The organism is Bradyrhizobium sp. Leo114 (genome assembly GCF_055229415.2).
On the sequence record NZ_JBUYEN020000295.1, the window covers coordinates 1 to 224 of the forward strand.

The window sequence follows — 224 nt, forward strand, 5'->3', positions numbered from 1 at the left end:
TGATCGTCGATTCCACCATCGTCCGCGCCCACCCGCACGCCAGCGGCGCAAAAGGGGGGCTCAAAATCAGGCCATCGGTCGATCGCGCGGCGGCCTGACGACTAAGATCCATATGGCCGTCCGCGGCTTGGGCTGTCCGGTCCGTTTCTTCCTGACGGCAGGCCAAGCCGGCGATGCCCCACAAGCCCAGCCCCTCGTCGAGGGTCTTGCAGCCGAGTTCGTCA

The 224-nt window shown here is 66.1% G+C and carries 1 pseudogene; it reads left to right on the forward strand.

Annotation, left to right across the window (positions count from 1 at the left end):
• Positions 1-224: pseudogene (locus ACZIRK_RS45790) on the forward strand (transposase); the annotation flags it as partial.